The sequence below is a fragment of the Lachnospiraceae bacterium genome (genome assembly GCA_022794035.1).
Lineage (GTDB): Bacteria > Bacillota > Clostridia > Lachnospirales > Bianqueaceae > CALWPV01.
Genome location: JAAWDX010000002.1, coordinates 36,189 through 53,034 on the forward strand (window position 1 = coordinate 36,189; position 16,846 = coordinate 53,034).

The following is a 16,846-nucleotide window of genomic DNA, read 5'->3' on the forward strand; positions in this document are numbered from 1 at the left end:
ATAAAACCCGCTTAAACAGCGGGTTTTATTTTTTTCATAAATGTCTTGATAAACACCGCATTTTATTAGATAATAAATTAAAATAAAGCAGGAGGCGCACATAATGCAAATGACATTTCGATGGTATGGCGAAGGCAACGATAGCATTACGCCAGAGCAAATCAAACAGATCCCGGGAGTGAAAGGGCTCGTATGGGCGCTGCACCATAAGCAGGCAGGCGAGGTGTGGGAAATAGAAGAAATAGAAGAAGCAAGGAAACAAATCGAAGGCGCCGGCTTTCACATGGAAGTGGTAGAGAGCGTCAATGTGCATGACGATATCAAAATCGGACGGCCTAGCCGCGATCAGTATATTGAAAATTACAAGGCAACGCTGCGCAACCTAGCCCAGTTTGGGGTCAAGGTTGTCACCTATAATTTCATGCCTATTTTTGACTGGACCAGAACCGACCTGTACCATCCCATGCCAGACGGATCAACAGCCCTTTTCTATCAAAAGGATTTAATCAAAGAAGATCCAGAGGAAATGGCACAGTATATCATAAAAGAATGCGAAGGCTTCACCATGCCGGGCTGGGAGCCCGAGCGCCTAGCGAAGCTGCACGAGCTCTTTGATGCATATCGCACCGTGACAAAGGAAAAGCTCTGGGAAAACCTGCAGTACTTTCTGGAAAAAATCATGCCCACCTGTCATGAAACAGGCATCAAGATGGCCATTCATCAGGACGATCCCCCGTGGGATATTTTCGGCCTTCCCCGTCTGCTGGTCGACAAAGAATCCATCGGCCGTTTTCTCGCCATGGTAGACGATCCGTATAACTGTCTGTGCCTGTGCTCCGGATCCCTAGGCGCCAACCCAGCCAACAACGTCGCAGACATCATCCGCACCTATTGCGACAGAATCGCCTTTGCCCACATCCGCAACGTAAAACATTATCCAAACGGAGATTTTACAGAGGCATCTCACCGGGACTGCGACGGAGACGTCGGTATCCTCGAAATTGTCAAGGCCTATCATGACTGCGGCTATACCGGATATGTAAGACCCGATCACGGCCGCCATATCTGGGGCGAAAAATGCAGACCCGGGTATGGCCTGTACGACAGAGCACTCGGCGTCATGTATCTGTGGGGCTGCTGGGACATGCTCGAAAGGCTGGCAGAGGCAGACAGATGAACACCTTTATGAACGAAAATTTTCTGCTTACCACCGAAACAGCCAAAAGACTTTATCATCAAACAGCCAAGCAGCTCCCGATACTGGATTATCACTGCCACATTTCACCCCAGGAAATTGCGGAGGATCGGCATTTCGAAAACATTGCACAGCTGTGGCTGGGGGGCGATCATTACAAATGGCGTTTGCTGCGTGCCAACGGAACCAATGAAAAATATATCACCGGCAAAGCCGGAAAAGCGACGGATGATCAAGAAAGGTTCAGGGCTTTTGCCCGCGTCATGCCAAAGCTAATCGGAAATCCCATGTATCACTGGAGCCATCTGGAGCTGCGAAGGGCCTTTAATATAGAAGAGATTCTTACGCCCGAACGGGCGGATTTCATCTATGAGCAGTGCAATGAAAAGCTAAAAGAGTCTTCCGCGCGCAGGCTGATGGAGCACTTTCATGTAAAAGCCATCTGTACAACCGACGATCCCATCGATGATCTGCGGTGGCATAAGCAGCTCGCAGAGGATGATTCCTTTAAAATCAAGGTGCTGCCCACATTCCGGCCCGACAAGGCCATCAATATAGAGAAGCCGGGCTTTTGCCAATATATCGAGCAGCTGTCTGCCGTATGCGGACATAAGCTTACCTGCGCGCAGGAGGTAGCGGAAGCGCTTGCAGAGCGAATCGACTATTTTGCCGCCTGCGGCTGCCTAGGAGCCGACCATGGCCTGGATTATTGTATGTATGTTAAGCCGGATCTAGAGGCAGCCGAGCAGGCCTTTACACAGGCCATGCAGGGAAAGAAGCCGGCACCTGCGCAGGCAGATGCCTATAAAACATATCTCACAGTGTACTGTGCCCAGAAATATGCAGAGAAGCACTGGGTCATGCAGCTTCATTTTGGCTGTCAGCGCAATGTAAACAGCAGGCAGTATGCGCTGCTGGGGCCGGATACCGGTTATGATGCAGTCAACCCGGCCTCTGGCGTGCAAAATCTGGCGCCGCTCTTAAACGAGATGGCAGAAAATCAGGGTCTGCCTAAGATAATTGTCTATTCGTTAAACCCTGTTGATAACACGGCGATCGATTCGATTATCGGCTGCTTTCAGGACGGAAACAAGCTGCAGCACGGCAGTGCATGGTGGTTTAACGATCACCTAGACGGCATGCGCGCGCAGCTAAACAGTCTGGCTGCATGCGGCGTATTAGGAGACTTTGTCGGCATGCTCACCGATTCGCGGTCCTTTTTGAGCTACACGCGTCATGAATATTTCCGCCGGCTGCTTTGCAGCATGATCGGTGAATGGGTCGAAATCGGACAATACCCCAATGATGAGAAGCAGCTGCATAAGCTGGTGGCAGATATATGCTACCACAATGCAAACCGGTATTTTGGATTTGAAGGAGAGGTCGGAGAATGAAGCTATCATTAAAAGAAATTCAAAGCCCACACAGATGGGATGGATATCAGATGCCGGCATTTGAGCCGCAGCAACTGGCCGAAAACACAAAAAAAGCCCCTCGCTGGCTGCATTTTGGCGCCGGCAACATTTTTCGGATTTTCCCGGCGGCACTGGGTCAAAAGCTGGGCATCGGCATCCTCTGCTGCGAAAGCTATGACGAAGAAATCGTCACCAAAAGCCTTCGTCCCTATGACAACCTGACCATCGGTGTCACATTATACGCAGACGGCTCCATGCACAAACAGGTTATTGCCTCCATAGCCGAAAGCCTTATTCTCAGCCAGGACCAAAAGCGGCTTGCTGAGATTTTTGATGCGCCATCGCTGCAGATGGTCTCCTTTACGATTACAGAGAAAGGCTACGCGCTGCGGGACGCATCGCAGAAGCTTTTGCCCGATATTGCCTATGATATGCAAAACGGCCCCGAAGGCTGCCGGAGCCTTATGGCGCAGCTTACCGCACTTTGCATCGGCAGGCGCGCCGCATGCGGCAAGCCCTTGGCGCTGGTCAGTATGGACAACTGCTCTCATAATGGGGAGAAGCTGCAGCAAGCGGTTATGGAAATTGCAAGCGCATGGCAGCGCAGCGGCCAGATCAGTCAGGAGGATTACGCCTATCTGCAAAATGAAATTTCATTCCCCTGGACAATGATTGATAAGATCACACCGCGGCCTAATTCAGCTGTTGAAAAGGTGCTGCTGGCAGATGGACTGGAAGATATCCAGCCGCTTGTGACGGCAAAAGGGACGTATACAGCGGCGTTTGTCAATGCAGAAGCAGCGCAGTATCTGGTGATCGAGGATTCATTTCCCAATGGCAGGCCGCCGCTGGAGGAAGCGGGCGTCATCATGACAACGCGTGAGACAGTAAATCAGGTGGAGAAAATGAAGGTTTCCACCTGCCTCAATCCGCTGCATACCTGTTTGGCCATATACGGCTGTTTATTGGGCTATACCCCTATCGCCGATGAAATGAAGGATCCGGAGCTTAAGAGCTTTGTTTCAAAGATGAGCAAAGAGGAAGGAATGCCCTTTGTGGTTAATCCCGGCGTTATAGATCCGCAGCAGTTTTTAGAAGAGGTGCTCACGCAGCGCCTGCCCAATCCATTTATGCCCGATACGCCTCAGCGTATTGCAACGGATACATCGCAGAAACTGGCTGTCCGCTTTGGCGAGACCATCAAGGCCTGGGCCGCCTCGCCGGATTCAGTAAAGCAGATGAGATTCATCCCCCTTGTGCTGGCCGGATGGCTGCGCTATCTGGTTGCAGTAGATGATGAAGGGAATTCTATGCAGCTTAGCCCTGATCCGCTTTTGCCTATGCTTTTGCCTGTGTTTGCGGGAATGAGGCTAGGGGAAGCTGTGGAAGAGGAAGTGCTGCGGCCGCTTCTGCAAAATGCCGTCATTTTTGGTGTGGATCTGGAGGAGGTCGGATTAGCCGAGCCCGTTATCCGGTATTTTAAGGAGATGATGACGGGAGTTGGCGCTGTGCGCGCTACGTTAAAGAAATATTTGGGGCGGGACTGCAGATGAGGATACGGTACCTGAAAAATACGGAAGAAATTTTAGCGGCTTCATCGTTTGTTGTAGCGGACCCAGCGGAGCTTCGGGGAAAGTGGCGCGGGGCGCCGGAGCAGCGGCTTTGTCTGGAGATTGGCTGCGGAAAAGGCAGGTTTATTAAGGAGATGGCAAGCCGGCATCCGGATGGGCTGTGGATTGGCGATGAGCGGATGTCGACGATTTTGGCGCGCGCAGCCGGGCAGATGTATCCGGAGGCGGGCCATAATGTTCGGCTGATTCGCTGGGATGCGCAGGAGCTGGATCAGGTGTTTGCGGAGGGAGAGCTTAGCTGTATTTATCTGAATTTCAGCGATCCCTGGCCGAAGGAAAAGCATGCAAAAAGAAGGCTGACATCGAAGCGGTTTTTGCCGCTCTATGCCCGCCTTCTGAATGCGGAGGGGTGGCTTTCTTTTAAAACGGATAATGATGCGCTGTTTGCCTTCTCACTGGAAAGTCTTAAGGAGCAGGGCTGGAGCATCGGAGAGATGAGTGATGATCTGCATCACAGCCCCTACATAGAAGGAAATGTGATGACGGAGTACGAGGAGAATTTTGTCAGGGCGGGGAAAAATATTCATTATTTAAAGGCCTATCCGCCGCGGATTATGGAAGCAGACGAATCATAATTTCGGTGGCAATTGTATATAAAAGTAAAAAGCCTATGATTCCGTACATGACCCAGGCGCCCTGATGCCAATGAGGCCAGAGGGGACGGAGAGTCTGTTCGGGCTTGCGGTGACGGATAAAAAGCTGGCGCAGACACAGGATGAGCAGCGGCAGGGTAATGGCGGTTAAGAATATATAAGGGATCAGCGCTAGCAGCATGCCCATCCAGCCGGTGGGCAGTTCTAGAGCGGCGGCGCTGTCATAGGCGCCTGATTGCAGCATATACCATGCGAAAAGGCTCTGCAGTCCGTTGATCGTTAGATGGGCGATAATGGAGGACCAGAGAGAACCGGTGGCCTTTACAAGCAGAGCAAAGAAAATACCGCCGGCGATGGCATAGAGGCTTTGCTGAAAATTAAGATGCAGCATGCCGAAGAACAGCGCGGGGATGAAAAGAGCATACCACGCGGGGGTGTCTTGATAGCCATTAAAGATGATGCCGCGGCAAATAAGCTCCTCAAAGAAAGCGGGCAGTACAGCAGAGGAGATTAAAAAGGCCCACAGCGGCATCTCGGCCATTTGAAGCATGGAAGAGGTGGTAATATTTCGGAAGAATAGCTGTGAGATGGAGGAAATCAGCATCATAAGCGGCTGGACGGTGATAGCGGCTGCGATGACGAGCAAAATGGAGACCACGGGGAGCCTGTGAAAAGAAAAGAAGTCGGCAAGGCGCTGATTGTTTTTTCGTTTGGCAATGAGCGCATAAACGAGCGCGGGAATGCCAAAGCTAAGCAGGTAGATAAGCAGAGAGGTCCATAACGATGCATGGGCATTCTCGGGAAGAAGTGCGGAAATAAATCCGATAGAAAAACTAAGCGCGAAATAGAGAATAATAAAGCAAAAAACAAAAAGGTTCGTGCGCAGCAATCGATTCATAAGAAGCCTTTCTGGGCATTTTGCCCAATATGAGGTTGATGCTCAGAGAGCTTAATGGTATAATAAACGCAGCTGGATATATTTCGGCTATTCAAGTAATTGTGCTGCGCTATGAGTTTGACGCTTGGCGTCAAACTCCGATATCATTATGGCATAGCAAAGGCGGCACAAGTTCAGCGAAGAATGAGCTGAACTTGTGGTGTACTGCAAATTAGAAAAGGAGGAGTTTGTGATGGTAATTAAGGTTACGGAAGAAAATTTTCAGACAGAGGTTATGGAAGCCAGCATGCCTGTTTTGGTGGATTTTTATGCGGATTGGTGTGGCCCCTGCAAGATGATGAGCCCAGTGCTGGAGCAGATCAGTGATGAGATGGAAGGGAAGATCAAGGTCGCTAAGATTAATGTGGATGAAAATCCCAATTTGGCCAGTCAGTATAAAGTTATGAGTATTCCCAACTTTATCCTATTTAAAAACGGCCAGACAGCTGATCAGGTGATCGGCGCTATTCCGAAGGCTCAGATGCAGGAAAAAATAAACGCAGTTTTATAAGCATATGATAAATAGAAGGAAGAGACAAGGAAATTAAGGCGTTGTCTCTTCCTTATTTTTTTGTGCGCGGAGGCGCTGACGGTCGATTTCCTCAATTTGTTCAGAGGAGGCGATCCCCTTGCGTTTTAGCCGGTTTTGGATCATACGCTGAAACAAGGTGTATAACACGGTGAAAGCAGGAACACCGATCAGCATTCCGGCAATGCCGAAAAGACCGCCGCCGACAGTGACGGAGAAGATGATCCAGATCGGCTTCAAACCAAGAGAATTGCCAAGAATAGCGGGGCCGATGATGTTGCCGTCCAGCTGTTGCAGCGCCAGAATAAACACAGAAAAGATGAGGGCATCCATAGGAGAAACCATTAGGATAATTAAAATAGAAGGAATCGCTCCAATAAAAGGTCCGAAATACGGAATGATATTTGTGATTCCAACGATTACACTGATCAGCTCTGCATAGGGCAGCCGGAAAAGCTTCATGAAAACGAAGCAGAGGATTCCGATGATCAGAGAGTCTAAAGCCTTGCCGATAAAGAAACGCCGGAAAATGAGGAGCGTTTCCTGAGCAAGATTTAAAACGCGGTCGGCCCAGCTCTGCCGCAGAAGGGCATACAAAAGACGTTTGCCAGCAAAGGCAACGCGGTGCCGATCGTTGACAAGGTAAATGGATATGATAATGCCTACAATGAAATTGATAGAGCCGGAAGCGATGCCGGCGATGGTTTTGTATAGCATGGGTAATACGGTAGAAGCGATATTCTGCAGATTGATTGCCAGAGAAGAAAGCTGATCGCCTAAAAAACGGTACACATCCTGACCGGAAATCAGAGAGCTCCAGGAGCTCTGATCCCAATAATCTATAAAGCTATTGAGGTTGCCGTATAAGTATTGAATAGAATCGATCAGCAGTGTGATTAAAGTGGAAAGGCCGGCAAACATCTGAGGGATGATATAAACTAGTATGAGAATGAGCAGACCGAAAATCAAAACATAGCTGATGAGGGTGGCTAAAAGTTTAACCACTTTAGCAGGCAACTTGATTTTTTTAAGACGATAGAGCCGGTTCTCAAAAAGCTTGACAAGCGGAACAAGAAAAAAAGTGATCACAAGGCCAGTGATAAACGGATTTAAAATAGTTAGGATGCGGGAGAAGTGAATGCCGGATATATCGATATCGCGAACGATCTTATAAAACAAAATGCCAAATGCCGTGACGAGCGCAAGAGTGAATAACGGCGGCAGATTGCGGAGCCATGCCAGACGCTGTTTATTTGAGCTCATAAAGCCCTCCCTTCCCTTTTAAACGAGTGAAATCAATAAAATTTTCGGTCTTTTAAGGAGAGGGACCGCTCCTCATTAAAGCGCTTGCGGTATTGCTTTTTCTCTATAAGACTGACAAAATCCCGGATCATATGCGAGATATCAACGGCTTGATGGGCAGGAATCAGCAAAGGATACATCGTTCTTTTAAGCGCTTCTCCATCCTGCTGCTTGAGCGATAGAATTAAAAAGGTCTTTCTTTTGCGCGCGACGATTTGATTGCCGATCATCTGGCTCCAGGGAACAAAAAGATTATAGTTGTATAGATAGATGCCATCCTGAGTGAGGACCCACCTGCCGGGAGTGAAGGGAAAAAAGCCAAACAATAGGCAGCCAATGATGAGGCAAATGAGAATCATCAGGGTGTCCGGCTCCCGGACCTTTAATATAAAAAAGGCAATGAGAAGCATGCCAATGGATGTGAAAAAACCAATGGTAAAAAAAATGCGGGAAACCTTATGCATTTTAGTTGTATCATCAAAAACAAATAAAGCCTGCTGAGCATATTTTTTATATTCACCGGTGCTGTGGATATTTTTTAAAAGAAAAAATGCCAGCATCAGCGTGCCAAGAATATAAAACCAGATCATGCCTTTTCCTCCGTTTGTAGCTCTGTTAGCTCAACGGCATCTTCTTCTGGTTTGTTTAGTCCGAGCTTTTCCATAAACTGATCAAGATCATCAAACAGCTTTACCATATCGGTGCAGCGTACAGCTACTAAATATTGCTGGAGCGCATGGTTATAGTCATTTTGAAAGGCCGTTAATTTTTCACGCATTGCTGTGAGCTGAGCCTTGATATCCGTCATGGAATCCAATGAGTCCTGATGGATTTTCTCGGCCTCTGTTTTAGCCTCTTCAATAATTTTGTTAGCCAGCAGCCGGGCTTCGACAACGGATTCATTGATGGCAGCTTCTTTTTGACGATACTCGGCAAGCTGCTTTTCTTGGTTTTCCAGTTTTGTTTCGAGCTCCTGCCCCCACTGATTGACTTCATTTATGTTATAACCACGGCGTTCGGTAGAAAAAGTTTTCATAATAGAATAATCCTCCTGTTTTTTATTGAAGAAGTTCAGCTCGTTCCTCGCTGAACTTGGCAAGAAATCCCTGTGGGATTCTTGCGATCGTCCTGTGTCTGTATTATATCATGACGATATCAGAGTTTGGCGTTTTACGCCAAACTCATAAGGCGGCTCAGGGACTTGATTAGCCAAAACTGCTTTGCCGACTTTGCTGCGCTTATTATACCATAGGCGGAGCTCTTTTTAAATTGATAATTTGAAAAAAATCTTGCGCATGGGAAGAAAAGGGACTAGAATAGGACATATGTAAATAGTAGACTGGAGATTTTATATGCATGAGAGTAAGGGTGTTACGATAGAATATATAGCGCGGTCCCTAAAAGGCCCGTTTGCCGGCGGAGAAATTAGGATTACCGTGCAGGAAAGCCGCGGAGCAGGGCAGTGCTTTTACACGCGCCGGATCGATACAGGTTTGGGACCGGGGCGCCATGAGATTTCCCTGCATCTGGCAGATGAAATGGGGATAGATGAAAAACCGCTGGAAAGTCGGCGCATTTTATACGGCGATAGCCAGGTCTTTCATCAGTCAAGCTATATTCCCGGTGTGCCGGAGGCAAAGCTGGCCGCCTGTCTGGAAGAGGAGACAGGGTATCTGCAGATTGGGATCCGGCTCGAATCGCCAATGCCGGCCGGAACACTGTGCCTGATCTGGCAGGCCAGAAAAGAAGAGCTGATGACAGAAAAAGAAGAGACGGCCGCAAAGGCGCAGCTATTTTATATTGCCAATCCGCCGAAATCACTGCGCCCAGGGATGAAATACACATTTAGCTGCCGCAAAGCCGATACCCTGCAGGGTACGGTGCAGTGGAAGGTAATTGGAGAAAATGCCGGTACAATCAATCAGTATGGCGCCTATACGGCGCCTGACAGGCAGGGCGTCTTTGAGATACAGGCCAGCCTGCAAGGGACGGATCAAACGGCAACGGCATACGTCATGATAAAGGAGTAATCATATGCTGCGAAAATTTTCGGCGATTGGGATGAGTCAATACACCAGTCAGCGCAATATGGACCGGCTGATCAATGAGCTGCTGCAGAAAAATCAGCTCAGAGGACAGCAATTTATCAAAGCCGGCGAAATGCATGTGGAAATATTTAAAGATATGGGGCCGTTTCGGATGGTCCTGCGCGGCGAACTGAAGGGAAAGGATTACATCAATATATTTATGGCTGTGCCGGCGCTCAGGGAAAAGCGCGGCTATAGTCTGGTGGACTGTGAATTTCAGGAGAGCACAGGGGATTCGCTATATCTGGCAGGTCAGGAGCAAGCCACATTAGAGGGGCTTTGCCTGCAGCTTACCGAGGTGCACCGGTATTATCTGGAGCCTCATCTAAAAGGAAAAACACAGCTATACACCTCCTGTTACGGACTTTCCACAGAAGGCAAGGTACTGCTTGGCATCGAGAGAAGCAAAGAAGACGAAGAGGCCATCCGAGAAAGCGAGGCCTGGCGCCGCGAGCTTCTGGAGCGCGCGATGCAGGGCGATGAAGAGGCCTATAGCGAAATACAGTATGATGAAGATCTTACACAGCAAGAGATCGAGGAGCGCCTGCAGAAAGAGGATGTGTACAGCATATTCGACGGATTCATGTATCCGGCCGAAAGAGCCGATAATCATTTCTTTTTGCTGGGAGATATCTTGCGCGTAGAAAAGCTCATGAACTCCTACACCGAGGAGTGGGTATATTATCTCGAGCTAGAGGTGCTCGGGCAGGTCGTGCGCGTCTGCATCAATCCGCGCGATCTGCTCGGTGATCCGCAGCCAGGCCGGCGTTTCTTAGGTCAGGTCTATTTTTACGGGCGGCTGGATCCGGCGCGTATGATTTTAGAAGATCAAAACACATTTTTTTAATTGAGCATAAGAGCGGCAGAGCCGCAAAAGCTGACGAAACAGGAGGTAGGGAAGGTGCTGCAGGTTTGGGGAAAGATATGGCACAAGAATCAGATCTATCAAAGCCATACGGCTACAGATGAACATACGGACTGGGCAGAGGCGCTGCGGCTAGAAAGCTGCATAGATGAAATCATTCATGCGCTGGATTTGCCGCGGCCGATTTGGCTTGCGCAAAACCATCAGGAAATGCAGCGGTTTCGGCAGACAAAGTTTCATCAGGATCATTTTATTGAGCATTTTCCCTATCAAAGCTTTGAGATCGAGATTGTAAGGACAGATGAAGATGATGAGGAGTAGAAAATATCGAATAGGGCTTGTTTGCATGCTTCTCTGCGGACTGCTTCTTGGGTGTCAGAGGCAGGAGGAGGCACTGGTGATCAGCACATGGCAGGCCGAGACCGAGAATTGGAAACAGGTAGACGGGGCCGCCGACCAAGAGCTTACCAGCCATACAGATATCGAGAGATGGGAGCTGCCGTCCGAGTGGGACAATCGGAAAATCGGACGCACCGCCAGCATTAAGAATCAGGGAGAGCTTGGGACCTGCTGGGCATTTGCCGCCCTTGGCGGCCTGGAGGTGCTGTGGCTTCCGCAAAAGGTAGAAAGCTTTTCGGTCGATCATATGGCGATGAATCATGGCTTTGGCGTGAGCACGGAGGAAGGCGGCAATTTTACAATGGCGCTGGCCTATCTGACGGGCTGGAAAGGGCCGGTGTGGGAGTCGGATGATCCGTATGCGGACGGCCAGACCAACCCGCAGGCGCAGGTGCGTGCGCATTTGCAGGAGGCAAAGCTTTTGAAGAATGACCGCTATGCGATTAAACGGGCGGTGATGCAAAACGGCGCTGTGCAGAGCTCTCTGTATGCGGATGATGCGATTCTGAAGGAGGAGGGCAGCTCACAGTATTATCAGCCGGAAAGCTGTGCCTATTATTATGACGGGGCCGTGCAGTACAATCATGATATACTAATTATTGGCTGGGATGATGCATACAGCCGGGATCATTTTGTGAAATGTCCGGCAGGGGACGGAGCTTTCATCTGTCAGAACAGCTGGGGAGAGGAGTTTGGCGATCAAGGGTTTTTCTATGTTTCGTATTATGATACGACGATTGCGCAAAATACGCTGACATATTCGCGGCTGGATCAGCCGGGCGTATATGACGGGATCTATCAGCATGACGAGTTTGGCTGGACGGGGCAGATGGGGTATGAAGGCGAAACGGCATGGGGCGCTAATGTATTTACGGCTGAGACAGAGGAACGGCTGGCTGCTGTTAGCTTTTACGCCACGGATGAGCTGACTTCCTATGAAATATATGTGGTGGTGGATCCGGATGCGGCTAAGTTTGATAATAAGCAGCTGGTAGCACAGGGAAACCTCAGACATGCTGGCTATTATACCATTGATCTGGAGGAGGAAATACAGCTGCAGAGCGAGCAGCATTTTGCTATTATTTTGCGGATTACAACGCCTGATGTGAAGATGCCGCTGGCGGCTGAATATTATCAGAAGGATTCTCAGTGGACGAAGGCGGAGGTGCAGGCGGGCGAGAGCTATATCAGCAGCGATGGGGAAAGCTGGCAGGATGCAGGACTGAAGCTACGGTGCAATTTGTGCTTGAAAGCGTTTACGAGGAGATAGAGGCTGAAATTTGTCGATAACTTTTTAAAAAGAGCCGACAAATTTCGGCTTTTTATTTTGGTAAAATATGGTAAACTCTGCCTACAGAAAGTATCAAGGGGGAGAGCAGTATGACAACCAATGAGAACGGACAGGGCATTGTGCGCTGTATAGGAAGGCCAAATGAAGAAGTAAAGGTATATTTAGAAGAAAAAAGTGATCTTTTTTTAAAAGAAAATATGACAAACCGCGTGGGACGGTTTCAGCTCTATTATCTGCTGGGGCGCGAATACCGTCTGGGAAGACAAACGGTATATTTGATCCGCGGGATTTTAGAAGGTGAATCGGGCAGCAGCCGGCAGATCCATTTTACAGAGGAACAGCTGAGCAGTCTGCAGCGCCGGCGGCAGCGGCAGTATCCCAGTTATCAGGTAGTGGGATGGGCCTTAAATCAGCCGGGATACGGCAATGACGGAGCCTGGCGGTTTGCTAAAGAAAATGAAGAATTTTTTGCGCAGTCGCCCATCCTGATGATGGGCGACGGACTGGACGGTTCACTGGCATTTTATCAGTGGTCTGAGGGCAATTATCATGAGCTGGGCGGGTATTATGTGTATTCTGATCAGAATCCGGCCGATTTTAGAGGCGGTCAATTTTCAGAAAATAGCATGAGCGCCGGTATCAGCAGCCGAAGAGAAGAGGAAAATAAGGAGGAAGGCCCGCTGCCGTGGGAGCTGCCGGTGGAAGCGTCGAAGAGACCTTTTTTATCCTATTTGTTAAAAGAAAAGAAAACACCTGCGCCGGCGGCCGCTTCTCGGGCTAGTGACCCGGCGGAGAAAAAGAAATATCAGGAAAGCAGCCCGCTGCGGGTACTCACATCCATATCTGCAGTTCTGCTGATGATCACGCTGGTCATGGGAATGCTTTTATTTAACAGCGTGAGCACCTTGGATGGAATTCAAAGCCGATTGGAGACGATGGACTTGCAAATGGAACAGATGCATAAAACAATGGCTGGTGTGGAATCCACGCTTGCAGGATCAGAGGCATCGACTCCCGATCAGGGAGGCGATGCGGAGCAGCAGAGCGGAGAATGAAGAAGAAGCAATCTTCTAATGCCTGGCATATCGCTCTGGTGCTCATCGGCACGGTAATTGGCGCCGGATTCGCATCCGGCGCAGAGATAATGGCGTATTTTACCAGCTACGGAGAGGCTGGATTTATGGGAATGATCCTAGCGGGAGTGATATTTGCAGGATCCACCTATATCACGCTTAAAATTGCATATGAGCATAAAAACACAGATTATGGCACCTTCACCAAGCAGATTGCCGGAAAATGGATCGGTGCGCTGCTGGACGTCATGGTTACGCTTTCTATGCTGCTTGGATATGGCGTCATGCTGGCTGGCAGCGGCGCCATTTTTTCACAGCAATGGCATCTTCCGCAGTGGACAGGAGCTGCCGCCATGGCTGGCCTTACTTTTCTGGCTCTAAAAAGTGAGAGCGGCGGCATCATCTGGATCAACCGGATTTTGACGCCGATCCTCATTGCCGGCATCTTGATGCTGGGGGGCTACACCCTGCTCAGCTTTGCTGCAAAAAAAGAAGCAGCAGGACTTTTGCTGGAGCCGCTGTCCATTTTTACGGCGCAGCCGATGAAAAACCTGCCGCAGGCACTTGGCAGCGCGGTGCTGTATGCGTCTTATAACATGTTGGGGGCGGCAGCGGTGCTGGTATCGCTGTCGGCATACATACATACGAAAAAAGAAGCGGCTCAGGCTGCGTGTCTCGGGGGCGCTGTATTACTCATATTGACTCTGGCGCTAGGGGTTGCAACATTTTCAAATTATGATACAATACAGGGAGTATCTATTCCCGTGCTGGCGCTTCTGGATCAGCATGCCTTCTGGCAGAAATTATATGTAGGTGTGCTGCTGGGGGCCATGTATACCACGGCAGTTTCAGATGGTTTCGGCTTCATCCGGCGCGTGCAGGCCGCGCTGCCGCTCAGCAGGAGCATTATTTGCCTGACGATGATCCTGCTCGCGCTTATTTTATCCGGCTTTGGCTTTACAGGGCTGGTGACCAAGGGCTACCGATTTTTCGGCTATCTGGGAATAGGACAGTTAATTCTAATGATGATACAATGCATTCCCAAAAAGGAGACCCTATATGAAAAACAAAAGCGGAGGCAAAGACGGCCGCATCAATAACTGGCTGGAAACAGCTGACGATGAATTTGAACAGGAATTTTACGGCGGCGAGCCGGCAGGGCCGGAAGAGGGCGATGAATTTAGCTTTGATCAAGAGGATTCGCAATTTGACATAGAGGATGACCGCGAGCTTGAAGAGCCCGAAAAAAATAAGAAAAAATGGATCCTGATGGGAATGGTGGCCGTCTGTCTGGTGGCGCTGGCGGCCTTTCTGTTTTCCGATCGTTTTTATAATATGATTCAGGGACGGTCCAGCTATACCTTAGAGAAAATGGATCAGACCGTCAGCTTTGCAGAGGGCAATACTACCGTTGTTTTATACGGGAAAAATCTGCTTAGATGCAGTCAGGATGGCCTGCAGGCACTCAGTGAAACCGGTCAGGTGGTCTGGGATATTCCGTTTACGATGTCTTCTCCGTATATGCTGGAAGCAGGCGATTATATTTCGGTAGCAGACCGGCTTGGCACGTCGGTGCTTTTAATCCGGGACGGCGTTGTGGAAACGCAGATTACTACCGAGAAAAAGGTACTGATGCAATGTGTAAACGAGGAGGGCTCCAGTGCCGTTGTGCTTGATGGAGGCGATGGGCATAGCGTAAACCTGTATTCCAATACAGGTGAAATGCTGATGCAGCGGTATACCTATGCTAATGCGGACGGGATTCCGATTGCGATTGCTCTGAGTGCGGACAATGCCAGAATGGCAACGGCCTACGTGCATTATACAGGCACAAAGCTGCAGAGCATTATCACCGTATTTGATCTAACAGAAAATGGTTCAGCACTGGTAGACCGCATTTTGGGGAGTGTTTCTCTTGAGGGCTGTCTGGTTTCTGATCTGCGCTTTGACGGAAGCGATTGTTTCTTCGCAGGCAGCGACCGGGTGGGCGTATTATCAACGAGTGGTGCCTGTGAGGTGCTGTGGGAGAAAAAGCTGGATTATCAAATCGCTTCCTTGGTGATGATGGATTCCTATTTTGCTGTTCGCTTAGGAGAGGGGCTGGCTGGTGCGACAGGACCGGCAGAAAACAATATTGTGATCTATAGCTATCGGGGAGCGGTCCTGCATGAAGAAAATATTGCCGATGCGGACTATCTGGATGCATGGGGAGATACGCTGATTTGCGGAGCGGGCAGAACCTATTATGGAATGTCGGCAAAGGGATCTCCAAAGTGGCAGGTTGATTTATTGGAAGAATATAATCGCCTAGTTGCTTTTGAAAGCGGAAATACAGTTGCGGGGCTGCGAAATGGTCAGATTTGTTATTATCGGGTGGCCATAAAAAATGCAATGGAGGGTGAGAATGATTAAATTACTTCCTTTTATAATGGACGCAGTCGTGATTTTTATATTTGTGTTCTATCTGGCGCGCGGCTGGCACAGAGGTCTGGCACGTACCGTCGTAACGATGTTTAGCTGGCTGCTTGCAATCCTTTTGGCGTGGCAGTTATATGAATATGTAGCTGATTTTTTGCGCGCAGTTGGCGTGCAGGCGAAGCTGGCCAGCAGTTTTGGAGCGGGGCTTCAGGCGCCCGCACAGCCAGGAATGGCAGAGGCTAGCGGATTTATCGAAAGTATGGCGCTTCCCGAAGCATTAAAGAGCAGCTTGCTGGGCAATAATAATTATGAAGCCTATGCGGCGCTCGGCGTGAACTCGTTTAAAGATTATATTGGTGTGTTTTTAGCAAACATGGTTGTGAATGCGATAGCAGTGCTATTGGTATTTGTGGTTGCCCTGCTGCTTCTGCGGATCGTTGCCAGAGGACTGGGGGCTGTTAATAAGATTCCGCTTATTGGCCTGGCAAATCGGATTCTGGGGCTGGCGGCTGGCGGCATTATCGGTGCCTGTGTGATTGCGCTGAGTATGTTTATATTAACAATGTTTGCCACAGGGCAAAATGTGTTTACAACACTGGTTGTTGCCATTGAAAAAAGCTCCGTAGCCTCTTGGTTTTATCATAGCAATCACCTGATCGATTGGATCATGGAAATTTTCGGGTAAAATTGAGAAAAGATAGTTGACAAAGAATAGGGAAGTCGATATAATAAACAAAGCACTCGTGGTGAGGAGCCAACGAAGTAAGCCATGGAGAAGTACTCAAGTGGCCGAAGAGGCGCCCCTGCTAAGGGCGTAGGTCGGGAAACTGGCGCGAGGGTTCAAATCCCTCCTTCTCCGTTTGTCAATATTTTATAAAAAAGGTATTGACAAGGAAGCAAAGGATGTAGTAGAATAGCATCCGTTCCACATCAGAAAGAAGCTGAAAGAAAAGTGAAAAAAGCACTTGACATAGGACAAGAGATGTGGTAAATTAGATAAGCTGACTCGAAAGAGCAGCGCGGACATTGAAAATCGAACAGTGTAACATCTGAGAAGAAAAAACGTTGCTTTGCAAGCAAAGCAGCGAAGAAGAGAACGGTAAGAAAAGAC

17 protein-coding genes and 1 tRNA gene are annotated in these 16,846 nt (G+C 49.1%); 14 read left to right on the forward strand and 4 right to left on the reverse strand.

Annotated elements, in window-relative coordinates; genetic code table 11:
• Positions 1 to 103 precede the first annotated feature (103 nt).
• From uxuA to trmB, 4 genes are read left to right on the forward strand one after another with little or no spacing between them, the layout of a single operon-like run.
• Positions 104 to 1,177 (forward strand): mannonate dehydratase, encoded by a 1,074-nt coding sequence (gene uxuA / locus HFE64_01595; protein ID MCI8632165.1) that lies wholly within the window; start codon positions 104 to 106, stop codon positions 1,175 to 1,177.
• Entirely contained in the window at positions 1,174 to 2,589 is a 1,416-nt protein-coding gene (gene uxaC, locus HFE64_01600; GenBank protein MCI8632166.1) for a glucuronate isomerase, read from the forward strand. The genes uxuA and uxaC overlap by 4 nt, the downstream gene beginning before the upstream one ends.
• Positions 2,586 to 4,163 carry a mannitol dehydrogenase family protein gene (locus HFE64_01605; GenBank protein ID MCI8632167.1) on the forward strand — a complete coding sequence of 526 codons (1,578 nt, stop codon included), beginning with the start codon at positions 2,586 to 2,588 and terminating at the stop codon, positions 4,161 to 4,163. Before uxaC ends, HFE64_01605 begins: the two co-directional genes overlap by 4 nt.
• Positions 4,160 to 4,816 (forward strand): tRNA (guanosine(46)-N7)-methyltransferase TrmB, encoded by a 657-nt coding sequence (gene trmB / locus HFE64_01610; GenBank protein MCI8632168.1) that lies wholly within the window; start codon positions 4,160 to 4,162, stop codon positions 4,814 to 4,816. The genes HFE64_01605 and trmB overlap by 4 nt, the downstream gene beginning before the upstream one ends.
• On the opposite strand, the gene HFE64_01615 is transcribed toward trmB, so the two are convergent.
• Positions 4,794 to 5,732 carry a CPBP family intramembrane metalloprotease gene (locus HFE64_01615; GenBank protein MCI8632169.1) on the reverse strand — a complete coding sequence of 313 codons (939 nt, stop codon included), beginning with the start codon at positions 5,730 to 5,732 and terminating at the stop codon, positions 4,794 to 4,796. The genes trmB and HFE64_01615 overlap by 23 nt on opposite strands.
• Before the next feature lie 232 nt (positions 5,733 to 5,964).
• On the opposite strand from HFE64_01615, the gene trxA reads away from it, so the two are divergent.
• Positions 5,965 to 6,282, forward strand: a complete 318-nt coding sequence (trxA, locus tag HFE64_01620; GenBank protein MCI8632170.1) for a thioredoxin — start codon at positions 5,965 to 5,967, stop codon at positions 6,280 to 6,282.
• Between the two features lie 33 nt (positions 6,283 to 6,315).
• Here the strand turns inward: trxA and HFE64_01625 are convergent, their stop codons facing one another.
• The 3 genes from HFE64_01625 to HFE64_01635 are packed head-to-tail and all read right to left on the reverse strand — an operon-like array spanning position 6,316 to position 8,638.
• Positions 6,316 to 7,563, reverse strand: coding sequence for an AI-2E family transporter (locus tag HFE64_01625; protein ID MCI8632171.1), 1,248 nt, complete (start codon positions 7,561 to 7,563; stop codon positions 6,316 to 6,318).
• Positions 7,564 to 7,595: 32 nt separating this feature from the next.
• The gene (locus tag HFE64_01630; GenBank protein MCI8632172.1) at positions 7,596 to 8,192 is read right to left on the reverse strand and encodes a hypothetical protein; all 597 of its coding nucleotides are present in this window, start codon (positions 8,190 to 8,192) and stop codon (positions 7,596 to 7,598) included.
• A complete protein-coding gene (locus HFE64_01635; GenBank protein ID MCI8632173.1) occupies positions 8,189 to 8,638 on the reverse strand; it encodes a hypothetical protein in 450 nt (149 codons plus the stop codon). Before HFE64_01635 ends, HFE64_01630 begins: the two co-directional genes overlap by 4 nt.
• A gap of 316 nt (positions 8,639 to 8,954) precedes the next feature.
• Here HFE64_01635 and HFE64_01640 point away from each other — a divergent pair, with 316 nt between their 5' ends.
• From HFE64_01640 to HFE64_01680, 9 genes are all read left to right on the forward strand, one after another.
• The gene (locus HFE64_01640; GenBank protein MCI8632174.1) at positions 8,955 to 9,632 is read left to right on the forward strand and encodes a hypothetical protein; all 678 of its coding nucleotides are present in this window, start codon (positions 8,955 to 8,957) and stop codon (positions 9,630 to 9,632) included.
• Between the two features lie 4 nt (positions 9,633 to 9,636).
• Positions 9,637 to 10,536, forward strand: a complete 900-nt coding sequence (locus tag HFE64_01645) for a DUF3881 family protein (protein ID MCI8632175.1) — start codon at positions 9,637 to 9,639, stop codon at positions 10,534 to 10,536.
• The gene (locus tag HFE64_01650) at positions 10,537 to 10,875 is read left to right on the forward strand and encodes a hypothetical protein (protein ID MCI8632176.1); all 339 of its coding nucleotides are present in this window, start codon (positions 10,537 to 10,539) and stop codon (positions 10,873 to 10,875) included.
• A complete protein-coding gene (locus HFE64_01655; GenBank protein ID MCI8632177.1) occupies positions 10,862 to 12,223 on the forward strand; it encodes a peptidase C1 in 1,362 nt (453 codons plus the stop codon). Before HFE64_01650 ends, HFE64_01655 begins: the two co-directional genes overlap by 14 nt.
• A gap of 110 nt (positions 12,224 to 12,333) precedes the next feature.
• Positions 12,334 to 13,299 (forward strand): hypothetical protein, encoded by a 966-nt coding sequence (locus HFE64_01660; GenBank protein MCI8632178.1) that lies wholly within the window; start codon positions 12,334 to 12,336, stop codon positions 13,297 to 13,299.
• Positions 13,296 to 14,417: a GerAB/ArcD/ProY family transporter gene (locus tag HFE64_01665; protein MCI8632179.1), complete on the forward strand. Its 1,122-nt coding sequence runs from the start codon at positions 13,296 to 13,298 to the stop codon at positions 14,415 to 14,417. The genes HFE64_01660 and HFE64_01665 overlap by 4 nt, the downstream gene beginning before the upstream one ends.
• A complete protein-coding gene (locus HFE64_01670) occupies positions 14,377 to 15,729 on the forward strand; it encodes a hypothetical protein (GenBank protein MCI8632180.1) in 1,353 nt (450 codons plus the stop codon). Before HFE64_01665 ends, HFE64_01670 begins: the two co-directional genes overlap by 41 nt.
• On the forward strand, positions 15,722 to 16,420 hold the full coding sequence (locus tag HFE64_01675) for a CvpA family protein (protein ID MCI8632181.1): 699 nt from the start codon (positions 15,722 to 15,724) through the stop codon (positions 16,418 to 16,420). Before HFE64_01670 ends, HFE64_01675 begins: the two co-directional genes overlap by 8 nt.
• Positions 16,421 to 16,506: 86 nt before the next feature.
• A tRNA-Ser gene (locus tag HFE64_01680) sits at positions 16,507 to 16,594 on the forward strand.
• Positions 16,595 to 16,846: the final 252 nt, after the last annotated feature.

Coding starts and splice junctions, on each gene's coding strand:
- uxuA (MCI8632165.1), top strand. CDS start 104: ATGCAAATGACATTTCGATGGTATGGCGAAGGCAACGATAGCATTACG.
- uxaC (MCI8632166.1), top strand. CDS start 1,174: ATGAACACCTTTATGAACGAAAATTTTCTGCTTACCACCGAAACAGCC.
- HFE64_01605 (MCI8632167.1), top strand. CDS start 2,586: ATGAAGCTATCATTAAAAGAAATTCAAAGCCCACACAGATGGGATGGA.
- trmB (MCI8632168.1), top strand. CDS start 4,160: ATGAGGATACGGTACCTGAAAAATACGGAAGAAATTTTAGCGGCTTCA.
- HFE64_01615 (MCI8632169.1), bottom strand. CDS start 5,732: ATGAATCGATTGCTGCGCACGAACCTTTTTGTTTTTTGCTTTATTATT.
- trxA (MCI8632170.1), top strand. CDS start 5,965: ATGGTAATTAAGGTTACGGAAGAAAATTTTCAGACAGAGGTTATGGAA.
- HFE64_01625 (MCI8632171.1), bottom strand. CDS start 7,563: ATGAGCTCAAATAAACAGCGTCTGGCATGGCTCCGCAATCTGCCGCCG.
- HFE64_01630 (MCI8632172.1), bottom strand. CDS start 8,192: ATGATCTGGTTTTATATTCTTGGCACGCTGATGCTGGCATTTTTTCTT.
- HFE64_01635 (MCI8632173.1), bottom strand. CDS start 8,638: ATGAAAACTTTTTCTACCGAACGCCGTGGTTATAACATAAATGAAGTC.
- HFE64_01640 (MCI8632174.1), top strand. CDS start 8,955: ATGCATGAGAGTAAGGGTGTTACGATAGAATATATAGCGCGGTCCCTA.
- HFE64_01645 (MCI8632175.1), top strand. CDS start 9,637: ATGCTGCGAAAATTTTCGGCGATTGGGATGAGTCAATACACCAGTCAG.
- HFE64_01655 (MCI8632177.1), top strand. CDS start 10,862: ATGATGAGGAGTAGAAAATATCGAATAGGGCTTGTTTGCATGCTTCTC.
- HFE64_01660 (MCI8632178.1), top strand. CDS start 12,334: ATGACAACCAATGAGAACGGACAGGGCATTGTGCGCTGTATAGGAAGG.
- HFE64_01665 (MCI8632179.1), top strand. CDS start 13,296: ATGAAGAAGAAGCAATCTTCTAATGCCTGGCATATCGCTCTGGTGCTC.
- HFE64_01670 (MCI8632180.1), top strand. CDS start 14,377: ATGAAAAACAAAAGCGGAGGCAAAGACGGCCGCATCAATAACTGGCTG.
- HFE64_01675 (MCI8632181.1), top strand. CDS start 15,722: ATGATTAAATTACTTCCTTTTATAATGGACGCAGTCGTGATTTTTATA.